Origin of the sequence: Streptomyces sp. NPDC101165 (assembly GCF_044768135.1) — a bacterium.
In the GTDB taxonomy this organism is placed as follows: Bacteria; Actinomycetota; Actinomycetes; order Streptomycetales; family Streptomycetaceae; genus Streptomyces.
Genome location: NZ_JBIWPG010000040.1, coordinates 1 through 18951 on the forward strand (window position 1 = coordinate 1; position 18951 = coordinate 18951).

The 18951-nt window shown below is 70.8% G+C and carries 22 protein-coding genes; 4 read left to right on the forward strand and 18 right to left on the reverse strand.

Annotated features, from left to right (window positions below; genetic code table 11):
* Positions 1 to 995 precede the first annotated feature (995 nt).
* From ACIRVH_RS45465 to ACIRVH_RS45550, 18 genes are all read right to left on the reverse strand, one after another.
* A complete protein-coding gene (locus ACIRVH_RS45465; RefSeq protein ID WP_403966681.1) occupies positions 996 to 1859 on the reverse strand; it encodes an RNA polymerase sigma factor in 864 nt (287 codons plus the stop codon).
* On the reverse strand, positions 1852 to 2034 hold the full coding sequence (locus ACIRVH_RS45470; RefSeq protein ID WP_403966684.1) for a hypothetical protein: 183 nt from the start codon (positions 2032 to 2034) through the stop codon (positions 1852 to 1854). The genes ACIRVH_RS45465 and ACIRVH_RS45470 overlap by 8 nt, the downstream gene beginning before the upstream one ends.
* Positions 2035 to 2344: 310 nt before the next feature.
* Complete coding sequence (locus tag ACIRVH_RS45475; RefSeq protein ID WP_403966687.1) at positions 2345 to 2644, reverse strand: hypothetical protein; 300 nt, start codon at positions 2642 to 2644, stop codon at positions 2345 to 2347.
* A 19-nt stretch (positions 2645 to 2663) separates the two neighbouring features.
* Entirely contained in the window at positions 2664 to 2903 is a 240-nt protein-coding gene (locus ACIRVH_RS45480; RefSeq protein ID WP_403966690.1) for a restriction endonuclease, read from the reverse strand.
* 51 nt (positions 2904 to 2954) lie between these two features.
* Positions 2955 to 3098: a hypothetical protein gene (locus ACIRVH_RS45485; RefSeq protein WP_403966693.1), complete on the reverse strand. Its 144-nt coding sequence runs from the start codon at positions 3096 to 3098 to the stop codon at positions 2955 to 2957.
* 822 nt (positions 3099 to 3920) lie between these two features.
* Complete coding sequence (locus ACIRVH_RS45490; protein ID WP_403966697.1) at positions 3921 to 4592, reverse strand: BTAD domain-containing putative transcriptional regulator; 672 nt, start codon at positions 4590 to 4592, stop codon at positions 3921 to 3923.
* 271 nt (positions 4593 to 4863) lie between these two features.
* Positions 4864 to 5598, reverse strand: coding sequence for a 2-hydroxychromene-2-carboxylate isomerase (locus ACIRVH_RS45495; protein WP_403966700.1), 735 nt, complete (start codon positions 5596 to 5598; stop codon positions 4864 to 4866).
* Positions 5595 to 6770, reverse strand: a complete 1176-nt coding sequence (locus ACIRVH_RS45500; protein WP_403966703.1) for a beta-ketoacyl synthase N-terminal-like domain-containing protein — start codon at positions 6768 to 6770, stop codon at positions 5595 to 5597. The genes ACIRVH_RS45495 and ACIRVH_RS45500 overlap by 4 nt, the downstream gene beginning before the upstream one ends.
* Positions 6767 to 7975 (reverse strand): beta-ketoacyl-[acyl-carrier-protein] synthase family protein, encoded by a 1209-nt coding sequence (locus ACIRVH_RS45505; RefSeq protein WP_403966705.1) that lies wholly within the window; start codon positions 7973 to 7975, stop codon positions 6767 to 6769. The genes ACIRVH_RS45500 and ACIRVH_RS45505 overlap by 4 nt, the downstream gene beginning before the upstream one ends.
* Position 7976: 1 nt before the next feature.
* Positions 7977 to 8231 carry an acyl carrier protein gene (locus tag ACIRVH_RS45510; RefSeq protein ID WP_403966708.1) on the reverse strand — a complete coding sequence of 85 codons (255 nt, stop codon included), beginning with the start codon at positions 8229 to 8231 and terminating at the stop codon, positions 7977 to 7979.
* A 44-nt stretch (positions 8232 to 8275) separates the two neighbouring features.
* Entirely contained in the window at positions 8276 to 9016 is a 741-nt protein-coding gene (gene fabG, locus ACIRVH_RS45515; RefSeq protein ID WP_403966711.1) for a 3-oxoacyl-[acyl-carrier-protein] reductase, read from the reverse strand.
* Positions 9016 to 9873 carry an arylamine N-acetyltransferase gene (locus tag ACIRVH_RS45520; RefSeq protein ID WP_403966714.1) on the reverse strand — a complete coding sequence of 286 codons (858 nt, stop codon included), beginning with the start codon at positions 9871 to 9873 and terminating at the stop codon, positions 9016 to 9018. Before ACIRVH_RS45520 ends, fabG begins: the two co-directional genes overlap by 1 nt.
* A gap of 317 nt (positions 9874 to 10190) precedes the next feature.
* The gene (locus tag ACIRVH_RS45525) at positions 10191 to 11759 is read right to left on the reverse strand and encodes an MDR family MFS transporter (protein WP_403966717.1); all 1569 of its coding nucleotides are present in this window, start codon (positions 11757 to 11759) and stop codon (positions 10191 to 10193) included.
* Positions 11760 to 11866: 107 nt separating this feature from the next.
* Positions 11867 to 12631 (reverse strand): thioesterase II family protein, encoded by a 765-nt coding sequence (locus tag ACIRVH_RS45530; protein ID WP_403966720.1) that lies wholly within the window; start codon positions 12629 to 12631, stop codon positions 11867 to 11869.
* Positions 12628 to 13071, reverse strand: a complete 444-nt coding sequence (locus ACIRVH_RS45535; RefSeq protein ID WP_403966722.1) for a MaoC/PaaZ C-terminal domain-containing protein — start codon at positions 13069 to 13071, stop codon at positions 12628 to 12630. The genes ACIRVH_RS45530 and ACIRVH_RS45535 overlap by 4 nt, the downstream gene beginning before the upstream one ends.
* Positions 13068 to 13523 carry a MaoC family dehydratase N-terminal domain-containing protein gene (locus ACIRVH_RS45540; RefSeq protein ID WP_403966725.1) on the reverse strand — a complete coding sequence of 152 codons (456 nt, stop codon included), beginning with the start codon at positions 13521 to 13523 and terminating at the stop codon, positions 13068 to 13070. The genes ACIRVH_RS45535 and ACIRVH_RS45540 overlap by 4 nt, the downstream gene beginning before the upstream one ends.
* A complete protein-coding gene (locus ACIRVH_RS45545; protein ID WP_403966728.1) occupies positions 13520 to 14953 on the reverse strand; it encodes a class I adenylate-forming enzyme family protein in 1434 nt (477 codons plus the stop codon). Before ACIRVH_RS45545 ends, ACIRVH_RS45540 begins: the two co-directional genes overlap by 4 nt.
* A gap of 14 nt (positions 14954 to 14967) precedes the next feature.
* Positions 14968 to 16086: a 3-dehydroquinate synthase II family protein gene (locus ACIRVH_RS45550; protein WP_403966776.1), complete on the reverse strand. Its 1119-nt coding sequence runs from the start codon at positions 16084 to 16086 to the stop codon at positions 14968 to 14970.
* A gap of 275 nt (positions 16087 to 16361) precedes the next feature.
* Here ACIRVH_RS45550 and ACIRVH_RS45555 point away from each other — a divergent pair, with 275 nt between their 5' ends.
* The 4 genes from ACIRVH_RS45555 to ACIRVH_RS45570 are packed head-to-tail and all read left to right on the forward strand — an operon-like array spanning position 16362 to position 18932.
* A complete protein-coding gene (locus tag ACIRVH_RS45555; protein WP_403966731.1) occupies positions 16362 to 17162 on the forward strand; it encodes a 2-amino-3,7-dideoxy-D-threo-hept-6-ulosonate synthase in 801 nt (266 codons plus the stop codon).
* Between the two features lie 21 nt (positions 17163 to 17183).
* Positions 17184 to 17462, forward strand: coding sequence for an acyl carrier protein (locus ACIRVH_RS45560; protein WP_403966734.1), 279 nt, complete (start codon positions 17184 to 17186; stop codon positions 17460 to 17462).
* Positions 17459 to 17725, forward strand: a complete 267-nt coding sequence (locus ACIRVH_RS45565; protein ID WP_403966737.1) for a hypothetical protein — start codon at positions 17459 to 17461, stop codon at positions 17723 to 17725. Before ACIRVH_RS45560 ends, ACIRVH_RS45565 begins: the two co-directional genes overlap by 4 nt.
* The gene (locus ACIRVH_RS45570; protein ID WP_403966740.1) at positions 17715 to 18932 is read left to right on the forward strand and encodes a beta-ketoacyl-[acyl-carrier-protein] synthase family protein; all 1218 of its coding nucleotides are present in this window, start codon (positions 17715 to 17717) and stop codon (positions 18930 to 18932) included. The genes ACIRVH_RS45565 and ACIRVH_RS45570 overlap by 11 nt, the downstream gene beginning before the upstream one ends.
* The last annotated feature ends 19 nt before the right edge of the window (positions 18933 to 18951 follow it).

Genomic DNA, 18951 nt, shown 5'->3' on the forward strand with positions numbered 1-18951 from the left:
ATTCGCTCCGCGAATTCCTAAAACCCGCTAGCTACGACAAGGTGCCCCCTGAGGCATCTCTGCACGCCATTCTTAATAAAGCCTCAACCCCCTTTATAATTGCCCCGATTATAATTCCAGGGCCACTCTTGGCAGGGATTCTCAACTCTCCTCCGGAAAAGAGTTCATGAAATCCAATCAAGTCCCGTCTGAATTCTAACCAACTTGCCCAAGGTGAACTCTCGCAATTCTCACATTCACTTTCCGGAAAGGGAATGTGAGATACCATCAAGTGACTGAAAATTTCGGCTAATCGGATAGGCTTTCGCGCCGCTTCTCGCAATCCTTTGCCACAGCCCAACCCACTGGCCCGCATGTCACCGGCCCAGCCTCCTAGGGTGCGCCAGCGCCCGAGCGCAGAGAACCCGCTGACGCCCGGCCCCTGCTGCTCATGCGCCCCGCCTCTTTCCCCGTTCGATGGCTGGCAGAGCGGCCGCGGAGGGAATCTCAGCTCTGCTGATGCGGAGCAGTCGGCCTCTCAGGGCTACACGTCCGTTACGTCCGCTTGACGTACCTCGCTGCCTGTGAATTCGGTGAACGCCGCCGTATTAAGGGGGCGGGAAGTATCAAGGTCACCCCAGGCATATGCGGCAGCAGCTTCTTGATGTGACTGGTTACCACCGGGATGGCCGTGCCCAGCGTCCTTGGTCGGTCTGGGGTTCAGGGATATCCGATGACATCACATCAGAAGCATTAACGATCATTGGCGGGAGCGTCTGTCGCCATGCGGAAACGTCACCTGACTGCTCTGAGGAGCCGGGTAGCTCGTCCAGACTGCGCGAACCGCGGCACGCCAGGATGCAGCCATCGTTCTGGTGCCATCGCTCGAGTTGCCTATGGCTGCCTCTGGCCCTGGTGGGTGTCCGCGCGCCGCGGCCCATGACATGAGCTCGCCGAGGAGGCCCACAGCGGCTCAGGGCTCCTCGGCGACCATCGATCCGTCCCGGCGACCGTGGCTACCGCATGCCGTGCTCGTTCCCGGGGTCCACGTAGTCCAGGGGAGACGGGGATTTGTCTGCGTCCGGCCGCCGCCCCCGGAATGCCGGCCCCCTGGGAGGGGGATTCCGTCGCTGCACCCGCCTCCGGTAGGCCCGGTAGATCAATATCCCGACGCACAGACAGACGAGCCCCACGGCGAAGGCCCCCCGCACCCACAACCCGGTCTGCTGCGACAGCAGCCCGCGGAACAGGGCATCGAATGCGCGGTAAAGGCCGCCAGCGGCGGGGTCAACAAACCGTCGGCCGACTCGCAGCAGGCACGCCAAGTAGACGGCACCACCGACCAGCAATAGATATACGGCGCAGAGAGCCGACCTCAGCACGACCACTGCCCGGGAGACATGGGTGGCCACCGTCCCCGGCGACTTTCCCATAGCCAGAGCTGTCTCAGCCTGGGTCAGCCCTAATGCCTTGGTGCACAGCACCGCCGTGCGCTGCTGTGGCGGCAGTGCGCTCAGCGCCGCCTCAAGGTCCAGGCGCAGATCGGCGGTACCGCACGGATCGGCCGCGGCGCCAGCGGTCTCCAGCTGTACGTCGGCGTCTAAGGATCCGTAGCCCAGGCCGTTGCGGTAGCGCTGAGCGGCGTGCCACGCCTCGTTTTTCACGGCCTTGAAGACATACGGGCGCATCTTCCCGACCGGCTTACTGCGGGCCAGAACCCTCTCTAAGGAGTTTTGCACTACGTCCTCGGCATCCACCCACGCCGGTGGGACATTGAAGGCCTGGAGCCGCTTGCGGGCGTAGCCGACCAATTGCCCGTACCGCTCGGCGACCAGGGCCGCCACCGCCTCGGCGTGCTCTGTCGCCTGCTCCTCAGCCATGCCGCCCCCGCCTCGCCGGCTGGCGCCCGTCGCCTGCCTCCTGTCGGGCGCGCACGAGTTCGGCCTTGCCCGCCGCGCGGATGCGGAAGGCGATGCTGTGCAGCACGCTCCCCAGTCCCGGCGCGCACACGATCACCAGGAAGACAACGACGGCGTCAACGCCCGTACCCTCCACGGAACCCCCTCCAGTCTGCGGCCTAGAGTGCCTCACCGTGAAGCAGCGGCCGTACGCACCCCTGACAGTGGTCTCAGCGCCGGATTCTTGACACGACAGTCAAGATTTTTTGGCGGCTCGGCGCCGACGGCGCAGCCGTGACGGCTGCGGTATGCGTCATCGGCGTTGACTTCATGGGCGCTTTGGGGTGAACGGCCGAATGGGTTGGGGCTCCGCGCCGGGCACGGGCGCCGCCTCATCCGAACCGAGGAGCTCTGGACGGACGGGCCGGGGAGAGGGGTGCGGACCGTCCCTCCCCCGGCTGTTCGGCTCAGCGGAGGACGACGTTATGGGCCGGCGAGACGTCTGGCTGGAGGTGTCCGTAGCCCAGGTCGGCCATGACAGGGCCGAGGATCTTGGCGAATGCCTCGAACGACTCGGTGGACTCCCACACGTCGGTGACCCGCCAACAGCTGCCGACGGGTCCCGCGACGTGGGCGAGCAGTCCTGGTACGGGCAGGTCGGCCGGCGAGGTGAAGCCCTGGCCTTCGGTGACGTGATCGATGCAGGTGTCGTACAACTCCTGGGCGGCAGCCGTGTTCTCGAGGTCGAAGGTGACGATGATGGCCATGGTCGGGTGCTCCTGTCCGTTATCCGCTGGATTCGACGGATGCCGCCCCACGATCTCCCCGCTGCGACGGCGACGGCAACGGCGCACGGGGGTGGCTCGTCAGAGCGCCGGGAGCTGAGGCGCGTGCAGGCTCGCTGTGCGCGCCCCTAACAGCGATGTCCGCTCCCAGGTCGTCCTGTCCGCCGGCCTGGACGGCGTTGGTGCAGCCGTCGCGGTTGTTCAGGTCACGGATCGCGTGTTCGAACTGTCGGTGGGACAAGGCGTCCAGCTGGGTCAGCCCGTAGTGCAGGGCCCGTGCCTGGGTTTGTGTCTACTGTGTGGGCTGTGTTCGCTGCTGCCGGCATCCGATGCTGCCCAGGATGGCAAGCGCGGCCGCGGCAAGCGGCAGCCACCAGTGCGCGAGCAGCCAGTTGACCGCCATCACCACGAGGCTGAGTGCCGCGATGGCGACCACGCCCAGGGCGATGTGGGTGTCCTGCCGACTCTGTCGGCGGCTGGGGCGCCGGGTGGTGCGTCGCCTGGGGGCGGGCGCTGGGTCATCGCCCGCCTCCCAGGGCGGAGAGGTCGATCGGGTAGGACACGGTTGGTGTGGGCGCCGTCTTTCGGGGCTTTGTGTGTGGTCTGGTCGAAGCGGATGGGGTACGTCACCGTCGGCTTGGGCTGTGGTTCCGCTGCGCTCTTGTCCTGGCTGGCGGTATGGCTGAAGACGAGGACGGCTAGGCCGAAAACGGCGAGGACCGTCGTCTCTCGGTGTGCCCCCGGTGCCCACCAATAGTGCCCGCGTGCTGGCGTTCCGTCCGAGCGTACGTACGACCGGACGAAAGGCATCGAGTTTTCCCCGAGATCGTCTTGATCCCTATGTCCGTCCATGCTGACGGCGGCCACTGACAACCGATCATGTTGGGTACCTCAACTGCGCTTATATTTGGGTGAGTTCAGGACATCGGGTGATCGGATTCGGGGAGTCTGCGGCGTGGACGCCGCGTGTCAGGCAGCCTGCGTTCGGGGGGTGGCACAGGCCGAGGGGTCAGTCTTCTCAGCAGGGCAGTCCGGTCACGCTGCCGTTGGACAGCGCCCTTGGTCAGCTGTTTGTGCCGGGCACCGTATTCCCCGCCAACAGGGGTGCCGGTCAGGCCATTTCCGTGGAGTCGGCCGTCGGCTGTGGTGCGGATTCGAGGGAGGCGGTCGCGCGGGTCGCTGCATCGCCACACGTCGCAGCAGGCTGCATGAGCCCTGCCCCCGCCAGGGCGTTCTGGGCAGCGGTGGTGGGGCGCGGTCAGCCGGCCAGGAGTTCCTGTTGCAGGACGCGGAGTCGGGTGCTGGGTTCGAGGCCCAGTTCTTCGCGCAGGGTGCGGCGGGCCTCTTGGTAGAGCTCCAGGGCGTCGGCGCGGCGGCCGCAGGCGCGCAGGGCGATCATTTCCTTCTCCCACAGGCCTTCGCGGAGCGGGTTGGCGTCGCGCAGGGCGTGTGTCTCGGAGAGGGTGTCGAAGTGGCGGCCCAGGCGGTGGCTGACGTCGATGCGCATCTCGGCGGCGGTGAGGCGGGCTTCTTCGAGGCGGGCGGCTTCGGCGACGATCGACGGGGCGGGCGGTACGCCTTCCAGGGGGGTGCCCCGCCAGAGTGCGAGGGCTTTGCCGAGGGTGTCGAAGGCGTGGTCGAGGTCGCCGGAGGTGAGCTGTTCCTGGCCTCGGGTGGCCAGTTCCTCGAAGCGGCGGGCGTCGAGCTGGGCGGGTTCGCAGCTGAGGCTGTAGCCGGTGGCCTGGGTCACCAGGACGCTGTGGTTGTGGTCGCCGAGTTGTCGGCGCAGTCGCATCACGTACTGATGGACGAGGTTGCGCGGGTCGCGCTGGCGGCGGCCTCGGCCGTCGTACCAGATCTCGTCGACGATGCGGCTGACTGGGACGACCCGGCCGCGGGCCGCGAGCAGGACCGCGAAGAGGGTTCTCACTTTGGGTATTTCGACCGGTTTCCAGTCCCTCGGTGTCTCTCGCGATATCTCCATGGGGCCCAGTAACCTGATTTCGAGCACGCGTCGACTCCGCTCACACACTGAAGTGCGGGCGTCAGGTAGTTGGCGAGTGTGTGCACACCGTCTTGCTTCCCCGTTGCCCCCCGTGGTCAATAGCTTCGCACAGCGTCCGTGGCTTTGCCGAGAATCTGTCTGAAAAGAGGAACCTGAGGCGAGATTTGGGTTCTTGTGGGTCGGGGAGCACTTGTTTTCAGCCGCATCCACCTGCGGTGTCGTGGTCGTAGGCGCCTGCAGGATTCAGTACTCCGGGTAACCGGTTTTTCTTCGTGTCATCGTCAGTGGTACCTACATCGGCTTCCGGGAGGCCGGTCCCGGTGGCTTCTCGGATAAATCCATCGAGCCGGTCGAGGCCCCAGTAGCGATGACGCCCGTATTTGAAATATGGAATACCGAAGATGTCGTCCTCGTAGACCTGCTGGAGGCAGTTCAGGCCCTCCGCCCGAATGCCGGGATCGTCGACCGCGCCGGCCAGGGGCACCGGGTCGAGGCCCGCTTCCTCGGCCACGGCGCGGAGCACGCCCCGGTCGCAGATGTTCGCGCCGCGCTCCCACCGGGCCGCCCAGAGCGCGGCGAGCAGTTGCCGGTCCTGGCCGAGGCGGCGGGCCGCCAGCCAGGCCAGGTGCGGGACCTCCCACCACGGGTCGATGTCGACGGGCCAGGCCACCTCGATCCCGCGCGTCTGGGTGAGGCGCTTGACGTCCTGCAGGATGTAGAGGTGTTTGGCCTTGCTCATCGGGATGTACGGGAAGGGCGCGCCGCGCCGCTCCAGCTCCTTGCGGGACGGTTCGTCGGGCTCCCACCACGGGCGGTACTCGATGGCCTCGGGTGCCTGGGGGAAGCGGGCTTCCAGGTCCTTGAGTGCCAGCCAGCTGTACGGGCTGCGGAAGGAGAAGTACAGGACGGGCCGGGCGGGTCGGCGGCTCACCGCTGCCACCCCCTGACCACGGTCGCGCCGAACGCCCCGTCGGCGGTGCACGAGGTGATGAGCGCGGGCCTGCCGTCGAGCGCGGCGCTGCGCCGGTGGTGGGCGAGGACGGCGGCGAGCTGCATCCCGCCCTGGGCGGCCCCGCAGTCACCGACCAGTCGTGTCACCGGCAGCCGCACCGGTGCGTCCGGTCCGTCGGTGTCGCCGAGCACCAGCGCGAGCACCTCGTGCTCCACCTCTGGCTCGCGGTGGGCCGCTCGGGCCTGCGCCGCCGGGCCGCTGCCCGGCGAGAGGGCCCACAGGTCCTGTGCCGCCACCCCGGCCCGCGCGAGCACCTGTCGTACGCAGTTGGCGAACGCGGCGACGAATGACGGCCGGTCCTCGGGGTCGGCCGAGCCGGTGGCCACCGCCAGGATCTCCGCCTCGGGCCGGCGGTCCGTGCGGGCCAGGGCCGCGCCGCGCTCCACCACGAACACGGCGGCGCCCTCGCCGACCGGGGCGGGCCCGTCGGCGAGGTGGGACAGCCACGCGCTGTGCGGGCTGAACTCCTCCACCGCGCCCACCAGCAGCGTGTCCACGTCACCCCAGCTCAGGCTGCGGGCGGCGTAGCGAAGGGCGGCGAGCTGGGCCATCCGGCCGCCCGCGATGGTGGTGTTGACGCCCTTGAGGCCGAACCAGATGGCGGCCTGGCCCGCCGCGCAGTTCATCACGGCGTTCGGGAAGAGCACCGGGTTGACCAGGTAGGGCCGGTCCTGTGTGATCGTCTCGCGGCTGAAGTCGCTGGTGGACTTGACGCTGCCGCTGGTGGTGCCGAGGACGAGACCGACGTCGGCGCGGTTGGCGTCCGTCACCGTGATCGCGGTGTCCCGCAGCGCCTCGTCGCACGCGATCAGCGCGAGCGCGGTGGCCCGGTCGAAGAACCGGGTGCCCTTGCGGCCGAGGCGCTCCTCGGCCTGGAAGTCGGGGAGTGCGAAGGCCTGTTCGGCCGGCAGCTTCTCCTCGTACATCCCGGTGACGTCGACGAGTGCGTCGCGTTCCTCGGTGAACGCGACGGCGAACTCCTCGGCGCCTGTGCCGAGCGGGGAGACGACGCCCCAGCCCGTGACGTAGAGCGCGTCCGCGTCGAGCGCGGCCGCCTCCTGCCCCGCCGCAGTGGTCTGACGCAGCATCATGCGACCTCTCCCAGGATGGTGATGGCGTTGTTGCCGCCGAACGCGAACCCGTTGTTCTGCACCACCCGCAGGCGTGCCGGACGGGCCGTGTTCGGTACCGGGTCGATCGCGGGCAGCTGCGGATCGGGGTTGCTGAAGTTGATCGTCGGCGGTATGAACCCGCCGGCGATGCCCAGCGCACAGGCGATGGCGCCGAAGCCGCTCGCTGCGCCCATGGTGTGTCCCAGCATCGACTTCACCGAGCTGATGGGCGGCGGGGTGTCGCCGAAGATCTCCCGTACCGCCCGGGTCTCGGCCGCGTCGTTGGCCGGTGTCCCGGTGCCGTGCGCACAGATGTAGTCGACCTGGTCCGCCTCGATGCCGGCGCTGCGGTGGGCCCGGCGCATGCACGCGGCGATGCTCGACGAGTCCGGGGCCACCATGTGGCCGGCGTCGCAGTTGAGGCCGTAGCCGAGCACCTCGGCGTAGATCCGGGCGCCGCGCCGCTGTGCGCTGTCCAGCGACTCGAGGAAGAGGGCGGCGCCGCCCTCGCCGGTGAGCATGCCCGCGCGGTCGCGGTCGAAGGGCGCGCAGCGTTCCTCGGTCATCGCGCCGAGCCGGTAGAACCCGGCGTGCGACCACCGGTACACGCCCTCCGCGCCGCCCGCGATCATGTAGTCCGCGTCGTCGGCAGCGATGGCGGCATAGGCGTACCCGAGCGCGTAGTTGCTCGCGGAGCAGGCTGTCGAGATGGTCAGGGCCTCGCCGGTGAGGCCGAGTTCGCGGTTGACCGCGGCCGCGAGGCGGGAGGAGGGCACCTGCCGGGCGAGTTCCGGCTGCCAGCTCTCGAAGCCGCCCGCCACCTCCTGTTCGGCGAGCAGCTCGATCGCTTTGGCCTCGCCGCCGGTGGTGCCGATGCAGGAGCCGGCGCGTGCGGCGGCCAGTTGCTGCGGGTCGATGTCCGCGTCCTGGACCGCGAGCCGGGCCGCGGCCGCGGCGAACTGGCTGCTGCGCCCCCACTCCTTGGGCCGGATCCGCCGGACGTGGTCGGCCGGCACGAAGCCGGACACCTCGCCGGCCATGCGGTATGGGAACCCGGAGGCGTCGAAGGAGGAGATCGGCGAGATGCCGCTGCGTCCCTCCCGCAGGCCCTCGGCGAAGGCGTCGGCTCCCGTGCCGATGCTGGATATCGGGCCGAGGCCCGTGATGACGACCCTGCGCTTCATGTCAGGCGTCCAGGCCCGCGCGCTCGGCGACGACGTCGTACACGGCCCGCAGGTTGATCATCCTGGGCAGTTCCGACTGCGGGATCTCGATGCCGTAGCGCTTCTCCAGGCGGGCCAGGATCTCGATGGCGCGCAGCGAGTCACCGTCGTGGTCCTCGACGAAGTGGCTGGTCTCGGTCATCTCCTCGGGCTCGATCTCCAGCGAGTCCGCGACGATCTCCCGGATCTCGTCCAGGTGCTGCTGCGTGGCGGGCATGGTCTCTCCTCGGGTCGTGTGGTCGTTCTGCGCTGCCGGTCGGGTCATTGGGAGTAGCCTCCGTCCACCTGGACGGTCTGTCCGGTGATGTACGCGGCCCGGTCGGAGACCAGGAAGGCGACGAGGTCGGCGACGTGTGCGACCTCGCCGAAGGCCCGTAGCGGGATGGTCTCCAGGGCCTTCTTGCGGACTTTTTCGGACAGGTCCTGGGTCATGTCGGTCTCGATGAAGCCGGGGGCGACGGCGTTGACGCGGATGCCGTAGCGGCCGAGTTCGCGGGACAGCGAGCGGGTCAGGATGTTCACGCCGCCCTTGGAGGCGGCGTAGTTGGTCTGGGTCGCGCTGCCGTAGACACCGGCCACGGACGAGACGTTGACGATGACGCCGTTGCGGCGCTTCATCTGGCCGAAGGCGACGCTGTGGGTGAAGTGGTAGGTGCCGGTGAGGTTGGTGGCGATGACCTCGTTCCAGTCCTCGGGGGGCATCAGGACGAGGGGGTTGTCGCGGGTGATGCCGGCGTTGTTGACGAGGACGGCGACGGGGCCGAGCGCGGCTTCGGCGGCGGCGACGAACTGTTCGACCTCGCCGGCATCGGTCACGTCGCAGCGGTCGGCGAAGCACCGGGCCCCGGCCGCCTGCACCGCCTGCCGGGTCTCCTCGGCCGCGTCCTTGCCGAAGCGGTAGCACAAGGCGATGTCGTGGCCTTCTTCGGCCAGGCGTACGGCGATGCCCCGGCCTATGCCGCGGGATGCTCCGGTCACCAGCGCGAGGGGCCTGTCGGGCATCACTGTTCCTCTTTCCGTGCCAGCAGGCGGCGTCGTGGGGAGCGGTCGGCGCGGGCGGTGCGCCAGTGCCGGACGGCGTCGTCGACGAGGTGGTCGTGGCCGTCGAAGATGCGGCGGAAGAGTTCTTCGGCGCGGGCCGGCGTCTCGACGTATTCGGCGCTGACGCGGCCCTTGAGGGCCTGGAGGTGGTTCTCGCCGACCATGATCAGTTTTCCGCCGGGTACGTTGCGTGCGCACAGGACCGTGCCGATCAGCGGGGAGTCGTCGGCGCGCAGGTGGAAGTCGACGATCCACTCGTAGTCGGCGCGCTCCTGGCTCTCGTCGCGGTAGCGGTACACCGGGGTCCAGCTGCCGTCCGGTTCCTGGCGGGAGACGGCCGGGTAGCCGTCCTGGTCGGTCACCCGGTACGTCCAGCCGTCCTGTTCCTGCGGTCCGCCGTCGATCCGGAGGGGTTCGGTGAAGGTGACCATCAGGAAGCCGACGTCGACGAGGTAGTCCACGCCGTCCACGGTGACGGCGAGCAGGAGGTGGTCCCATGCCTGCCACCACTCGCCGCTGACCTTCCAGATCTGGGCCGGCAGGAGGCGGGTGGTGAAGCCGATGTGGCGCAGCAGCTCGCCGAACAGGGGCGTGGACTCCAGGCAGTTGCCGCCGCGGCGGCGGGTGACGAGCTTGTCGAACGACGCGGCGTGGTCGAGGACCGGCAGCGCCCCGTCGAAGGCCTCGAGCATCTCGTAGGGGACGGAGTGCAGGTGCGCCGTGTGCAGTGCGCGCAGGCACTCCAGCGACGGCGTGAGGTCGCCGTGATGGCCTATGCGGTCCAGGTATTGCCGCCACGGCGGTGTCCCGGTCTCCAAGTCGTCCTCCGCATCGCTGGGTTGGGGCATGACGGGGCTGGGGCCTGTCCGTCGGTTCAAGGGGGTCGGGCGGATCGCTCCGGCTTCCGGTTTCCCTTGCATTGTGGGTGTGGGCGCTGGTCGCGAGCAGGCTCGACCGCCCTGCTCGAAAGGGCACCCCGAGGCAGCACCCCGGGCCCGGGCCGGGCGGGTGCGCCGGCCGGCGGGCATGGCGAAGCACCGTGGGGCGGCGCATGGCTGGTCATGCGCCGCCCGACGGTGCCGTGGGGGGAGGCAGAGTCCGTGAGAGCCGGGGGAGTTGCTCTCGCGGCCCTGCCTCACCCGGTATTGACGGCCGATTCGTCGGCGCGGGTGGTGTCCTTGCCGCCGGCCGCCGTGCCGCCGCCCGGGGCCCGTCCCTGGGCGGGTACGGCCGTGCGTCCCGGCAGGAAGAGGCAGGGCACGATCGCCAGCGCGGTGAAGGCCAGTGCCCACCAGAACGGGGAACCGAAGGCGGTCGCGAGGCTCTTGGCGAGGTCGCTGCCGGGTGCGATCTGGGCGACGGGCGGGCCGCCGGCCGGCAGCCGGTCCTCGATGTGCTGCTGCAGGACCACGGCGAGCACGGCGGTGCCGAGCGAGGAGGCGACGCGCTGGAAGACGTTGAAGCCGCTGGTGGCCTTCGGTGCGAGTTCCCTGGGCACGCTGCTGAACGCCACCGTCATGGTCGGCAGCATCGAGGAGCCCAGTCCCAGGCCGCGGACGATCATGGCCACGCTGAGGAACACCTGGTTCGGGTCGGCGTCGATGAAGGCGAACGGGATGGTGCCGACGACGGCGAGGACGACGCCCGCCGCGCTCAGGCCGCGGGCGCCGAGCATCGCGGTGAGCGGGTTCATCAGGATGACGCCGATGAAGAAGCCGATGCTCTGCGGCAGCAGGAGCAGCGCGGACTCGGTGACGCTGGATCCGTGGACCAGCTGGAAGTACATCGGAAGCGGGATCATCACGCCGTACATGGCGAAGCTGAGGGCGAAGTTGGCCAGCGTGCCGTAGCGGAAGCCGGAGCGCTTGAACAGCCGTAGGTCCACGAGGGGTTCGAGGCGGACCCGCAGGGCGCGGACCGTGAAGACGGCGAGCACGACGACTCCGGCGCCGAGGGCGACGATCGTGCGGGTGTCGCCGAAGCCGCCCTTCGCGCCGGCCTCCGACAGGCCGTACAGGAACGCGGTGAGGCCGGGGATGAGCAGGACCAGGCCGAGGACGTCGAGTTCGGCGCCCTTGGCGGGCGGGACGGCGTTTTGCACCTTCAGGGCGACGAGCACGATGGTGATCAGGCAGAACGGCACGTTGATGAAGAACAGCCAGCGCCAGCTGAGGTGGTCGACGAGAACGCCGCCGAGCGAGGGGCCGACGAGCGGCGCGAACATCGAGGGGATGGAGACGATGCCCATCAGGCGGCCGAGCCGCTGCGGGCCCGCGGCCTGGGCCAGGAGCGCCTGGCCGACCGGGACGACCAGGCCGCCGCCGATGCCCTGGATCAGCCGGAAGGCGATGAGGCTGGGGGCCGACCAGGCGAGGCCGGCGAGGACCGAGCCGGCCAGGAACAGCAGTTGAGCGCAGATCACCATCTGTTTGGCGCCGAAGCGGGCGGCGGCCCAGCTGCTGAGCGGGATCGCCGCCGAGAGGGCCAGCAGATAGCCGGTCACCACCCACTGCACGGTGGAGATCGGGGAGTCGAAGGTGCGGGCGAGCGGCCCGATGGCGACGTTGATGATCGTGCTGTCGAGCAGGCTGGCGAAGCCGCCGAAAGCCATGATCGCGCTGAGCCACCACAGCTGCGGGGTGATGCGCCCCAAGTCCGCCCCGCTCCCGCTCTCCGGCCTGGTCGGCGCCTGTTCTGTGCTCACGACGGATTGCTCCCCTTCGACGGTCGGCGTTCACCGGGTGATCCCGCACCACCATCGTTCCACAACACGTGTCGTCTGCACAACAGATGTTGGTTACTCGGCATGTGTCAGGTAAGGAGCTGTGCCGCGACCGCGCCGAGGACGGCGGACGTCCCGGCGCCGTCGGCCAGAAAGAAGTGCCCGCCCGGCACTTCGCAGAGCGCGAAGGGCGCGTCGGTCTCGGCCGCCCAGGGGCGCATCGCGGCGGCCGGCACCAGGGCGTCGTCGGCCCCGGCGAAACCGTGCACCGCAACGGCGAGCCGCTCCCCCGGCTCGCTGCGGTACCCGGCGACCAGGGCGAGGTCGGCCCGTAGCGCCGGCAGCAGCAGCTCCAGGAGAACCGGGGCGGCCAGCACGGACGCCGGGGTGCCGCCGGCCTCGCGCAGCCACTGCACCAGCTCGGCGTCCGAGCCGTGCCAGGCCGCGTCGGGCCGCACCGACGCGGGCGGCGGACTGGCCCCCACGAACAGCGCGGCCGGCGGGCGCCGCCCGGGCGTCCGGGCGATCTCGTGGGCCAGGGCCAGGCCCAGCAGGCCGCCCATGCTGTGGCCGTAGATGCCGTAGGGGCGGTCCAGATACGGGTCGAGCGCCGCGGCCAGCCGCCCGGCGAGCAACCGGGCGTCGTCGACGGCGGGTTCGGCCGTGCGGCTGCCGTGCCCCGGCAGCCGCACGGCGACGACCTCGAGGCGCCGCCCGCCGCGGCCGCGCACCGGGCGCCGCGTCCAGTGCCGGAACACACTCGCGCTGCCACCGGCGTACGGCAGACAGAACAGCCGGGCCGCCGCCCCGCCCGCGGGCGCCGGCCGCAGCCACGGCTCGGCCACCCGGGTCACGGCCGCCGCCCGCCCGGCAGCCGTACCAGCGCCTCGCCGCGCACCGTGAGCGTGCCCTGTTCCGCCAGCCGCACGGCGAGGACCAGCCGGGCCGTGCGGCCGTGCGGGCCCTCGTCCTGCACCGCCTGGACCCGGGCCGTGCAGCGCAGCCGTGCCGGGACGGCGGTGACCGCGACGAACGACGCGCGCAGGGACAGCACGTCCTTGACCGGCACCCACTCCACGAGCAGCCGGCCGAGCAGGGCCAGGGAGAGCATCCCGTGGGCGATCACGTCGTCCAGGCCCGCGGCCCGGGCCGCCCGCGGATCGAGGTGGATCGGGTTGGGATCGCCGTACGCCTCGGCGAAGGCCGCGAGGGTGGCACGGTCGATCTGCTGCGGCAGCAGGTCGGGCAGTTCGGTGCCGGGCCCGGCCGTGGCCAGCGAGAACACCTCGCTCACCTCTCCTCCCCCCCGAACGCCTCGTCGCCGGCCGGCACGAGGATGACCTGACGCAGCTCCGCGACCGGCTCCCCGGCGCGGGTGACCGCCGTCTCCCGCACCACGAACCGGAGGGGGCCGCGGACCCTGATGTCGGTGATCACCGGCGCGAAGGTGAGCACGTCCCCGGCATGGACCTGCGCATGATGGGTGAACCCCTGCTCGACGTGGCGCACGTCGGTCAGGCGCACCCCCATCTTGGCGAGGAAGTCGCCGGGCTCGTCGCGCTCCAGACCGGCCAGGAGCGCGGGCGGCAGCGGCAGGTCGGGGTACCCGGCGGCGCGCGCCGCACCCAGGTCCGAGAAGGCCGCTGCGCTCAGCCCGATCGCCGCCGCGTACCGGATCAGCCGCTCGCGCTCCACCGTCACCGTGTACGGCCGCAGGGCGGCACCCACGAAACGTCGGTCGATCAACGGAACGCCACCTGCCGGGGCGCTTCCCTGGCCGCGTGCAGCAGCTCGCGGTTGCGGATCAGCTTGCCGTTGGAGGTGCGCGGCAGCGCCCGCGGGAAGTGGAAGGCCTTGGGGATCTTGTGCGGGCTGAGCCGCTCGCGGCACCACGCAAGCAGCTCGGTGCTGCTCACCCGGGCGCCGCCGGACACCACGAGGTGCGCCTCGATGGCCTCCCCGTACACCACCACCGCCTCGGTCACCGCCGCATGGGCCGCAAGGACCGCCTCCACCTCGGTGAGATCGACCTTGAGGCCGCCGATCGCGACCACCGAGTCGGCCCGGCCCGTGATGGTGAGCACCCCGGTGTCCGGTGCCACCGTGCACAGGTCACGGGTGTCGAGCCAGCCGTCGGCGTAACGGTCCCCGTGATCCCCGAACAGGTAGGGGCTCTCGGGCAGCCGGACCCGCAGCGTGCCGCCGGTGACGGTGGTCGCCGTACCGGGGGCGGGCACCCCGACGGCCGGCGGCGGCTCGGCCCCGGCCAGGCCGGCGGCGATGATGCCGACCTCGCTCATGCCGTACGCCTGCCCGATCCGCACGCCGTAGCGCCGCTCGAACCGCTCGAAGACCTCCACGGGCAGGATCTCGCCGCCGCTCACCGCGAGCCGCAGCGCCGGCGGGACGTCGTCCCCGTCGCTGCGGGCGAGCAGATCGAAGTGGGCGGGGACCCCGAACACCGCGGCGAGGCGGCGCTCGACCAGCAGCTGGTGCAGCTCCCTGCGGTGCGGGCGGCGCGGGAAGTGCAGCGCCGCACCCGAGCCCAGCGCGTGCAGCACGCCGCCGATCAGGCCGAAGGAGTGCACGAGCGAGCTGAGCAGCAGCACACCCTCACCGCGGCGCGGCATACCGGGCAGCCGCGCGAACCGGTCGATCTCGGCCAGCAGCGAGGGGCCGGTGCGCCCGATCACCTTGGGCAGCCCGGTGGACCCGGAACTGAACTGGACCAGCCGGTGCGGGGTGCGGGCCGCGAGCCCCCCGGGCCGTGGTGTCACCACGACCTCGCACTCGTCGCGGAACGACACCACCCGCAGCGGCCCCTCGCCCGATGAGAGGTGGAACTGCGGCTCGCAGACCTCCAGGAGCCGGGTGGTCTCCGTCCCGGTCAGCCGCGGGTCGAGCAGCATCACCTGGGCGCCCGCGCCCCACAGCGCGAACACCGACCACAACAAGGTGAAACCGGGAGGCAGCTGCACGGCCACGGTGCTGCCGCGGCCGATGCCATGGGCGCCGAGGACCTCGCCCATACGCGCGGTCTGCTCCCCCAACTCGGCACGGGTCACCGCCTGCTGGCCGTGCGCCCACAGGTCCGCGCCGGCTCCGGTGCCGGCCAGCCGCGCCGCCAGCCAGCCGTCGAAGTCCTCGGCCCGGCGCACATCCGTCCTCACATCCACTGTGCCGCCTCCCCTCACTTCTCGATGCAGAACTCGCCCACGGGCCAGCCCACATGACGCTTGTCGGTGGCGACGTAGCCGAGCAGCTTGTCGCCGGGCTCGAGCTCGGTGCAGTTCAGGACACTGGCGCCGGGACCGAGGACGCGCACGTGCCAGTCGTCCTGCAGCGCCAGGCTGACCTCGACGCCGTCGTCGGACCTGGCCCTGACGGTCAGCAGCGGCCGGGACTCGAGCTTGACCCGCGCCACCACGATCCGCCGGGTGCGGCCGTCCGCCGTCACACCCAGGACGGTGCTGCCCGCCTCGAGCTCGCTGAGGTAATTGGTGCGGTTGTCCTCGCCCAGCACGTACGAGCTCAGCGTGCCGGCGTTCACCCGGAACGGCCGGGTCGGCATGTACGGCAGCGGGTGGGTCTCGCTCACGCACAGCACGAAGCCATGGGCGTACGAGCCGACGAGGATGCCCTCGTCCTTCTCGAAGTGGCTGCAGGTGTCGACGCAGACCCGGTCGCCCAGGCCGCTGTGCTCGATGGACTCCACGGTCAGCGTGGTCAGTTCGAGGTCCGGGGTCGACGTCCGCAGCAGCGAGCCGAGCCCGAACACGTCGTTGGCGTCCCTGGCCGCGAGCAGCAGCCCGTCCGAGCCCTTCTCCAGCACGTCCACGACGATGCCGGCCTCTTCCAGGTCGGCGGCCTCGCACACCAGCCGGCCCGGGCTCTTGTCCGCGGCGGCGATCACGATCTCCAGCGGGATCTTCGTGGGGTCGCGGAACTTCACCAGGGTGTGCTCCAGCCGCTGCGCCGCCGCGCAGGCCAGGCGCAGCGTCGGGTCGTCCACGACGTCGACGAACGCGCCGTGGCGGGCCGGCGCGTCGGCCGCGAGCAGCGTCAGGCTGTCCAGCTCGGCCACGGTGGCGACTTCGGTGAGGACCACGTCGGCCACGTCGGCCGCCTCCGGCGCCGGCACCCCGCCCCGGCCCACGACCAGGACCTTCTGCACGGTGGGCGGCAGCGTCCCAAGGACCTCCAGGCGGTCGTCGACGAACCCGGCCAGACCCGCGTGGATCGCCGCGTCGACGACCCCCTCCCGCCGGCCCTCGTCGACGCGACGAATGTCGATCCAGGCGAATTTCACAGTACCCATCCCCATCCAGCCCTCTCCACGGTGGCCTTGCCAGCGGCCAGTTCGTATCCCGCGGCAAGACGATCGCAGCGCGGCCGGCGGCGCCGACAGCCTCGAAAGGGCTGCTCGTCGGTCGGCGCGGCGGCGGGCCCTCGGGATGGACGTTCGGCTACCCCCATCGACGCCGCCGGGCGCCCTCGCAGAGGCACGCCGTTCGAGGGGGCGCCCGGGCCGCGCACGGCGCGAGACTCGGTGCCTCATCAGATCTCCGGCTCCAGGGGTGGGTCATGACATCAAGGTCCGACGGGACAGCACTCCGCCTCGCGCGACTGGCCCGGCACACCGAAGGGCGCTATCTCTTCGTACCGATGGATCACTCGGTGGCCGACGGACCGATCGTCGCCGCCCGGCGCTTCAACGGGCTCGTGCGCACCGCGGTGGCGGGCGGCGCCGACGCCATCGTGGTCCACAAGGGGCGGGCGGCGACCGTCGATCCGGCGCTGCTGCGCGACTGCGCGCTCATCGTCCATCTGAGCGCCAGCACCGCGCACGCCACCGACACCGACGCGAAGGTCCTCGTCGGCAGTGTCGAGGAGGCGGTCCAACTCGGCGCGGACGCGGTCAGCGTGCACGTCAACATCGGCTCCGACACGGAGAAGCAGCAGCTGGCGGACCTCAGCGCGGTCGCGCACAGCGCCCGGCGCTGGGGCATGCCGCTGCTGGCGATGATCTACCCGCGCGGGCCGCGGATCACCGACCCCCACGATGCGGCGCTCCTGTCGCACGTCGTGAACGTGGCGGCGGACCTGGGTGCCACCCTGGTGAAAACGACGTGGGCAGCACCCCTGGAACGCCTCGCCGACGTGGTCGAGAGCTGCCCGATCCCGGTCCTGGTGGCCGGCGGCCCACGCAAGGGCGACACGGCCCTCGCCGAGTTCGCCGCGGGCGCGATCGGCGCGGGCTGCGCCGGACTCGCCGTCGGCCGCAGCTTCTTCGAGAGCACCACACCCGCCAGTGTCATCCGCACCCTGTCGGCCGCGGTCCACCAGGCCCCGAGGGCGGTCCTGCCGGCCGGCCTCCACCGCTGAACAACCGCCTACGGAGACGCCATGTACGAGGAAACCCGCACGTTCATCCTGACGGTGGTCAGGGACATCATCAACCTGCCGCTGCCCAGCCCCCTCGACGACACGCTGCCGCTCGGCGAGGAAGGCCTGGGCCTGGAGTCACTCGCCATGATCGAACTGGTGCTGCAGCTCGAGGGCGAATACGGCATCGACCTGCCCGAGGAGGACCTCGAACCCCAACTCGTGCCGGACCTGGGCGCGTTCGTGAACGTGGTCGTCGAACGGCGGGCCGCCCTGACCACCGGCAGCGCCGCCAAGTGATCACCGACACCGAGGTGGCACGGCTGCTGCACGACAGCGGTCACCTGCTCGACACATGGGACAGCGACACCCAGATCTTCCTGGACTCCCTGACATTCGTCTGGCTCGTCCACCTGCTGGAGGAGCGCCACGGCATCGTCATCACCTCCGAGACCGAGGAGGAACTGGCCGCGAGCGACACCATCGGCGCCCTGCACCGCCAACTGCTGCGCGTCACGGCGCAGGAACCCCACCTGCCCCAGGAGGTGCCCCATGGCGCGTGAGAGCACGACCCGCGACAAGGTGGTCATCACCGGGTACGGCGTGGTCACCGCCTTCGGCTTCGGCGCCCAGGCGCTGCGCGACGGCGTCTTCGCGGGCCGGCCCGGCTTCAGACCCGTCAGCCGCTTCGACACGGCACCCTTCCACGCGAAGAAGGCGGCCACCTACGAGGGCGAGGGCCCGCAGATACCCGGCGTCCCGGTCAAACCCGGCTACACGCCGACCCAGGCCGAGGTACTGCGCGCCTGCACCAACGAGGCACTGCGCATGGCCGGCACCGACGGCCTCGGCGCACCGGTGCTGATCGGCACCAACGGAGACCACAGCGCGAGCCGTTCGTTCTGGACCGACCACGCCCAGCAGCAGGTGCCGCAGGACCCGCGGACCCTCGACAGCGTGCCCGCCCGGCTGCCGCACCAGCTCGCCGAGGAGTTCGGCCTGGGCGAGCGCCGGCTCGCCTTCGTCAACGCCTGCGTCGCCTCCACCAACGCCATCGCCCACGGCGCGGCCCTCATCCGCCGCGGCACGGCCGACACCGTCGTGTGCGGCGGCGCATATCTGGTGACGGAGGACGTCTTCGCCAAGTTCGACTCCGGCAAGGCACTGAGCAAAGAGGGCGTCGTCCGTCCCTTCGCCGCCGGCCGGGCCGGGCTGCTGCAGGGCGACGGAGCGGCAGTACTCGTCCTGGAATCGGCACGGCGCGCCCGGGCCCGGGGCGCCCAGGCACTGGCCGAGGTGGCCGGCTGGGGCATGGCCGCGGACGCGTACCACGTCATCAAACCGCACCCCACGGGCGCGGGCCTCGCCCGCGCCGCCCGCGCCGCACTGCACAAGGCGGGCCTCGCGCCCGAGGACATCGGCTACGTCAACGCGCACGGCACCGGCACCCCGCTCAACGACGTGGCCGAGACCGCGGCCCTCCACCGGATCTTGGGCGACGCCGCGCCCCGCATACCGGTGAGCTCCACCAAGAGCAGCACCGGGCACATGCTGGAGGCCACCGGGGCCGTGGAGGCCGTCATCTGCCTTCTCGCACTGCGCGAGCAACTGCTGCCCCCCACGCTCGGCCACCAGCAGCCGGACCCCGCCTGCGACCTGGACTACGTGCCGGGCACCGCCCGCCGGGCCGACCTCACCCACGCACTGTCGCTCAACGCGGCGTTCGGGGGCGTCAACGCCGCGCTCGTGCTGAAGCGGATGGCCGCCTAGCCCGCCCACGCGCGCCGCC

What these genes read in the sequence shown, in the direction of transcription:
- ACIRVH_RS45500 (WP_403966703.1), bottom strand. Translation starts at nt 6,770, where the DNA reads ATGATGCTGCGTCAGACCACTGCGGCGGGGCAGGAGGCGGCCGCGCTC.
- ACIRVH_RS45560 (WP_403966734.1), top strand. Translation starts at nt 17,184, where the DNA reads ATGTACGAGGAAACCCGCACGTTCATCCTGACGGTGGTCAGGGACATC.
- ACIRVH_RS45475 (WP_403966687.1), bottom strand. Translation starts at nt 2,644, where the DNA reads ATGGCCATCATCGTCACCTTCGACCTCGAGAACACGGCTGCCGCCCAG.
- ACIRVH_RS45570 (WP_403966740.1), top strand. Translation starts at nt 17,715, where the DNA reads ATGGCGCGTGAGAGCACGACCCGCGACAAGGTGGTCATCACCGGGTAC.
- fabG (WP_403966711.1), bottom strand. Translation starts at nt 9,016, where the DNA reads ATGCCCGACAGGCCCCTCGCGCTGGTGACCGGAGCATCCCGCGGCATA.
- ACIRVH_RS45465 (WP_403966681.1), bottom strand. Translation starts at nt 1,859, where the DNA reads ATGGCTGAGGAGCAGGCGACAGAGCACGCCGAGGCGGTGGCGGCCCTG.
- ACIRVH_RS45510 (WP_403966708.1), bottom strand. Translation starts at nt 8,231, where the DNA reads ATGCCCGCCACGCAGCAGCACCTGGACGAGATCCGGGAGATCGTCGCG.
- ACIRVH_RS45555 (WP_403966731.1), top strand. Translation starts at nt 16,362, where the DNA reads ATGACATCAAGGTCCGACGGGACAGCACTCCGCCTCGCGCGACTGGCC.
- ACIRVH_RS45505 (WP_403966705.1), bottom strand. Translation starts at nt 7,975, where the DNA reads ATGAAGCGCAGGGTCGTCATCACGGGCCTCGGCCCGATATCCAGCATC.